The organism is Carboxylicivirga sp., from assembly GCF_982718395.1.
The window spans coordinates 1-4,406 of sequence record NZ_CEXQWX010000274.1; the positions used below are offsets into that span (position 1 = coordinate 1).

Below are 4,406 nucleotides of genomic sequence, written 5' to 3' on the forward strand. Positions count from 1 at the left end.
TCTAAAAGCTTTCTGAGTAACCTCAGTAAACCTCTGGTGATGGCAACCCTTTCTTTTTTAGGTTTACGTCGCTTACGACTATAGTTCCAATAACGCTGCTGCCATTTAATATACCTGGTGCGAGGGATTGGTTGATTAGCGTATTTGCAAAGTAACTTCAATTGATTATGACACCAATCGGCAGATTCCCATAAAAGTTTCTGATCGGTTGGAAAACGCATGTTACTTTCATAACAGGTAGCATCGGTAACGACCTGTTCCAGCTCGTCCATATAAGGTAACCAATGCTGTGCAAGGGTCTTTTGTACCTTGTCCGCATCAAGCTTGGCGGCCAGCTCACATCGTATCTGACTAATGATTTTAAAGTTAGTGATTTGCTCACCTATACCTAACAACAAACGACAAAATAGCTGGTAATGGATATTGGAATTTAATTGTTCCAGTAAGCGCTCGTCAGAGCAACAGGAATAGTTTTTTAGAAACATCAATGCCAGCTTGCCTTGCGGACTAAATATACAATCCGGCCCCATTTTACTTTCAGCTAAACCAAAGGCTTTAACCAGGTTATCCCAAGGGATAGCTTGGTAAATTTTACCCAGCGAGCTTGAAAGGAACTGGTTATTGATAACCTGAAAATTATCTTCAATAGAAAAGAGAGGAAGAGAGGGCTGAAATTCTGGAATACTTTGTAATTTTATCACTATTCGAAAAAAAGTAAACCCCGATTTCTGGCAAAAGTGCCTGTTTTCGGGGTTTTGTTATATCTTCAAGATAGTGATAATTGGCTAATTATTAAAGTTATATACCACTTGTAAGTGTACCTATTTAGGACTAGTCAAAACGATCTGTTAATCATCTTATTTTCTTTTAAATTTCTCTTTTAGCACTAGTCCTATAAACTTTGAATTTCCAACTAAATACCTTTTCCACATCCTTCCAGGCTCTTGAAGAAAACGATAAAACCATTCTAAACCTAACCTTTGCATCCATAAAGGAGCTCGTTTAGTTATTCCTGCCACAACATCGAAGCTCCCCCCAACGCCCATCACAAAAGGTACTTTCATAATTGATTTATATTTATTGACAAAAATCTCCTTTTTGGGAGAAGTAATGGCCACAAATAATAATTGTGCACCGCTTTTTCTTATATCTTCTGCTATTTGCTTTTCATCTTTCTCTTCAAAATATCCATTTCGATATCCAGCAACTACATTCTTTGCGTATTTTTTTGAAAAATGGTTAACAACCTTTTGTACTACTTCTTCTTTTGCTCCTAAAAAATAACATTTGTACCCTTTTTCGTATGCCATTTTTATCAGATTCAACATTAAGTCAATTCCAGCAACACGTTCAGGTAATGGCTGCCCTAAAATCTTTGATGCCCAAACAACAGCCTGGCCATCTGCGTTTATCAAATCAGCATCTAGAACAGAATTGCGCAGTTCCTCATTATCCTGCATAGCGACAATCTTACCAGCATTTACTACAACATGCTGAAGTTCTTTTCCTGATTTAACTGACTGCTCAATTAAATCCGTTGTTTCGTCCATCGTAATAGACACAATTGGAATATTGAACATATTAGATGTATTAATCTTTTTCATAGCCGTCATTTATGTATTTATTGGAATATTATTCTCCCTTAATTTATATTCTCTTAAGAAACTTATAAGAAGAACAATAAATAAAGTATTATTTGAATTATGAAACAGATTTCCCGAAACAATCCCTATCAATAATATCATAATCACAATAAAAAGATAATGATCTATCTTTCTCAAGAAATTAAGCTTAAGATATCTGCCAATTATATACAAGTAGAATGCTCCACCAATCAGTCCCCAGAAATGAAACAGATCAATAATCATCATTTCAGTTCTCATTCTATTATAAAAATCAGCACCACCAAAAAGAAAATTTATTAAACCCCACTTATTCTCAATATCATCTAGAAAGAACTTTTGAAATGAAATATTTCGGTATGATAAAACAGCTGCAGACAGTCCTCTTTCATTAAATATATTTTCCCAAACGGCAAACTGCTCTTCGATAATTGGAAATCCCATCCAGATAAATACTGCTGATATTAAAAGTAACAGTACCGCATATCTTATACTTAAACCAGATAACCGGGTGTTGGTGATATTAAAAATCAATAAAGACATCAGAAACAGCCAAAGCGTTTTTGTTCCTATTAAAACACCCGATGAGGCCAGCAGGAAAAAAAGCAATTTATTTTTCCCCTCTTTTTTAATTAGAAAAAACTCTGAATAAATAACTATTACATATAGATAGCTAGTTGTACTTATGGAGGAAAAAAGTCCATTGTATCCAAATCGCCAGCCACCTTGATATGTTTGGAAGAGATTAATATTAAACATAATCCCAGCGAAAATAAACAATGAATTAAATACCAATACAATAGTAATTACATTTAGTACTTTTTTAAGATCCTCCAGGGTATATTTCTGCACCGAGAACCAAACAACCACAATAATCCAGAAAGCAAACCGTGCAAAGTGAGTAAAGTTTTTAATAATTCCTTCTTTAAAGTTATCATCATGGTAATAATATTGGCCGATAAAAAAGCTGACAAATAAAATAAAGAGACTTAAGCCATACTGCACTACCTTCTTATTATCTCCTGAATTAATAATTGTATCACTTACAAAAAAAACAACCAACACTGTTTTCATTATTGTACTGACAACCTGAAACTGGGAAAACAGTGTTATAGAAAAAGCCATAAGAAAGTAAAGCAATATTATAGCTGTAACCTTTTGTCTAAACCCAAACATCATTGCACAGAGATAGTTTTAAGAGATTAATGATTTATATAGTTCACAATACTTTTTTGCGTTAGACAGCCAATTTCGCTCATTGATTACGTAATTATATGCGTCATTCCTAAAACTCTGCAATTCATCTCTGGAAGATCCAATTAGCTTTATAATTTTAGAATAAAGATCATCAACATCATCAGCCTTAAATAATATTCCTGTTTTTCCGTCTTGAATTATCTCTCTTAATCCTCCGACATCACTTCCAATTACCAGTTTTCTATAGGCCATTGCCTCAAGAGGTTTTAACGGGGTAACTGTATTATTTATATGAATATTCCTTCGGGGATTGACGATAACGTCAATCGAATTATAAGCCTTATATATAAACTCATGAGCTACTCTACCCTTAAAATGTACATTATCAGCATGTAGTTCTTCTTTCAATTTTAGAAGAGCTCCCAGATAAACACCATCTCCATAAATAAACAGTTTATTTGAATACCCTTTCCTGGATAACTTGGCAAATGCTTTAATCAGCACATCCAGTCCTTCAATTGAACTGATACCACCGATATAACTAAAAATAAAATCTTTTGCATTCTTTAACATTAACTTTTCTTCAATTCCAGAATCTTTTATCATTTCGAGGTTAACAGCATTACCTACAACTGTAATTTTACTGGTACTTATCCCTCTTTCTTCAATATCCTCTTTTAAGTGTTTGCTGATGGCAACAACATGGTTTGAAAGGCGCATTGACATAACCTCAAGGAAACTTATAAGCTTCACCTGCATTTTGGCTTTAACACTCTTATTCTGCTCCAGTATCCTTTGCTCCCAAATGGATCTCACTTCATAAATAACTGGCAATTTAAAAAAATAACCAATTATAGCCGCTGATAATCCACAAAAGAAAGTCGCGTGAGCATGAATCACCTCTGGCTTTTCAGCCTTGAGCACTTTTTTTACTTCACGAATAAAGTAAGGCATTCTTAAAATTCTCCGTATTCTATTCCTCAATCCCTTATCCTTTTCACTTGTTGGGGTATCCTTTCCCTCTTCAAAAGTCCTGTAATGCTTAACTCCATAAAGAACATCCACTTCTTCAATTCCCTTTTGAAAAGGACTTGTGATAACAACAGGATTAATACCGATACTTTTCTGTGCTGTTAGCAAATCTCGGCTTCGTGTGCTTGAACCGGTTATATGCGGGAAGGATTGGTATAACACATGTAATACTTTCATAAAATTGTCTCTTTCTCTTTCTTAATAAGCAAAAAATATACTATCAACACACAATATGCCATGATATATTCCCACTTCATAAACCCTCTGTGAAATAAGTGAAAAAATTGTGTAATGGTAATAGACATTATAATCTTCCACATATCACTATACCAAGCTAATTTTACAGTACGTTTGATTAACCATATGAAAACAAAGCCACCTAACACAGAAAGCAAGCCTAAGTCAAGATATAATCCTCCAAATAAGCCAGGTGTTAACCCTCCCTCAAGACTTGCTCCTATTAAATCTGCAACATACCGTCCTGGAGCTATCTGTTTACCTGGTAATATTGTTAATAACTCAGAAAAAAACAATGGATAATCTAGACTATTACTA

At 34.3% G+C, this 4,406-nt stretch carries 5 protein-coding genes; all 5 read right to left on the reverse strand.

The annotated features are described in order from the left end of the window. A partial coding sequence (locus tag AC4MRQ_RS25050; protein WP_491200472.1) for a transposase occupies positions 1-701 on the reverse strand: 701 nt, incomplete at its 3' end. A gap of 156 nt (positions 702-857) precedes the next feature. Next, positions 858-1,604 carry a WecB/TagA/CpsF family glycosyltransferase gene (locus AC4MRQ_RS25055; RefSeq protein WP_491200473.1) on the reverse strand — a complete coding sequence of 249 codons (747 nt, stop codon included), beginning with the start codon at positions 1,602-1,604 and terminating at the stop codon, positions 858-860. Positions 1,605-1,613: 9 nt separating this feature from the next. After that, a complete protein-coding gene (locus tag AC4MRQ_RS25060) occupies positions 1,614-2,696 on the reverse strand; it encodes a hypothetical protein (protein ID WP_491200474.1) in 1,083 nt (360 codons plus the stop codon). A 120-nt stretch (positions 2,697-2,816) separates the two neighbouring features. After that, positions 2,817-4,028, reverse strand: a complete 1,212-nt coding sequence (locus tag AC4MRQ_RS25065; protein ID WP_491200475.1) for a glycosyltransferase family 4 protein — start codon at positions 4,026-4,028, stop codon at positions 2,817-2,819. Beyond that, positions 4,025-4,406, reverse strand: a 382-nt coding sequence (locus AC4MRQ_RS25070; protein ID WP_491200476.1) for a hypothetical protein, incomplete at its 5' end; no start/stop codon positions are given. The genes AC4MRQ_RS25065 and AC4MRQ_RS25070, both read right to left, overlap by 4 nt.